Source organism: Hahella sp. HN01 (genome assembly GCF_018986435.1).
In the GTDB taxonomy this organism is placed as follows: Bacteria; Pseudomonadota; Gammaproteobacteria; order Pseudomonadales; family Oleiphilaceae; genus Hahella.
On record NZ_JAHMIN010000108.1, the window covers coordinates 1 to 2,033 of the forward strand.

At 55.4% G+C, this 2,033-nt stretch carries 1 protein-coding gene; it reads right to left on the minus strand.

Annotated features, from left to right (window positions below):
- The coding region (locus tag KP814_RS32405; protein ID WP_216740654.1) for an Ig-like domain-containing protein at positions 1–2,033 on the minus strand (2,033 nt) is incomplete at both ends.

Genomic DNA, 2,033 nt, shown 5'->3' on the forward strand with positions numbered 1-2,033 from the left:
CTTAGCGGATAGGGTCGGACGGACTCGGACGTCCAGATATGCGTCCCGTCTTTGGCCCAAATGGCGCGCAGGAATCCCGCGTTTTGGTAACCAGATTTCCTGAAAGACTGGAAAATAATGGCGATGTCGTCTTTATCATTCAGCTTGCCATCGCCATTTGTGTCATAGAGCGGTACGGCAAGAGGGGTATGCATGACCTGGTTATATTCGTCATGAGGTATGGATTCTCCGTCCAGTGGCCAGGACCACTTAATAACCGGATCAAGCGTTCGCAAGTCTTGTGGGTCTGCTGCGCAGTAACCATTATCATCCGCGCGGTTATCCACGTAGCGCTCATCGCCGAGCCAGGTAATAAGACCAGACTTGGGCTGAATGCTCATTCCAGCAGGCTGATTGACTAAGGCGTAGGTAAGTTTGTCGCCTTCATTAGGGTCTGTCGCCTCTACATAATAGGCGTACTGCAGTGTCGTACTGGCGGTTAATACCGGCGCACTCACAATCTGCGGCGGTAAGTTTTCCGCGATGGACAAGGTCAGCGTTTGTTGGGTTGTGGCGCCGCGCAGGTCTTCTACTTCCACGACGATCTGATAATCGCCTGCTGCCAGATCGCCAATGTTGGCGATCAAACGGCCGGTGCGAGGATCAATGCTCAGGCCTTCCGGGCCGGACACCAGTGTAAAGTGGTGAGCGTCACCGATGTCTGCATCGGTGGTTCTAACTTGGAAGTTGAGCGTCTGACCTGCCTGATGTTTCAGTTCCGCATCACTGGTGATGACAGGGTCGGCATTGCGGTCTTCCACATTGATTGCGAACAAACGCGTGTCCGAAAGGTCGCTGGCATCGGATACGCGTAACGAAACCAGAGCCGCACGGGCCTGGTTATTGCGAATGTCGCACTCTTCCACCACTTGGCTGACCGCCATGGTCACATAAATATCGTCAGTCAGCAGGTAGTCGTAMACRCCCAGACTGAGGCGAGCGGTTTCTCCGCTGRCCAGATGGGTCAGACGCTGCGTTCCCAATAGATCGCCGTTCTCCGGCGCGCCTACATAAAAAGACACATCCACCGGCGCGCTGACGTCCGCCAAGCCACGATTCGATAACGCTACGCTAACTTGATACACATGGTCCGCCCCGGCTTCCAGCGCGATGGAGCCCAGGCGAAGATCGGGATGATTAACTTGGGCGCTGGTGGTTGAACCATTACTGTCCGTACTGACGTCGCCGATATGGGTGACGTAACACTGGCTGTTCAGCTCTTTAACGGATTGCACGTAATCTTGCGGCGGCGTCCAGCTGATCTGGCCGCTGGCGGCGTCGATGGTCATGCCTTGCGGGGCTTGATCCAGATGAAACGCCAAAGCGTCGCCATCTGGATCAGAAGCGTTCGCTGTATAAGCGTAAACTAAACCTTCCGGCGTAACAGTGAGCGGCTCGCCAGTCAGCACTGGGGCGTCACTCACAGGGCGCACAGTCAACGTCACCGTGGCGACAGCTGAGTCAGCCAAACCATCGTTGACGCGGTAGGTGAAGGAATCAACGCCATTGAAATTGGCGCTTGGCGTATAGCGCAGCGTAGGCGTTTCGCCGCTCAGCGTTCCGTGGGCCGGTCCTTCAAGTACGGAGAACGTCAGGCTGTCGCTGTCAATGTCAGCGCCTTGCAAGGTCACATCGATAAAAGCGTCTTCATCCAGCGTCAGTTCGAGTGATTGAGCGACCGGAAGATCGTTAACAGGCGTGACAGTGATAGAAATTGTAGCCTGTTCAGACTGGCCCTGGCCGTCGCTGACGGTAAAGATAAAGGCGTCGTCGCCATGGAAGTTGGCTTTGGGCGTATAAGTCAGTGTCGGCGCATCGCCCGTTAGAACGCCATTAACAGGTTGGCTCACCAAGGTGAAAGTCAGTGCGTCCGCATCGTTGTCCTGCGCAGTCAGCACAATCGCCAGAGTCTGATCTTCCGCAACCGTCAGCGCCTGATCGTTGGCGGAAGGCGCATCATTTACTGGAACGACAGAAATGCTGACGGTGGCTTC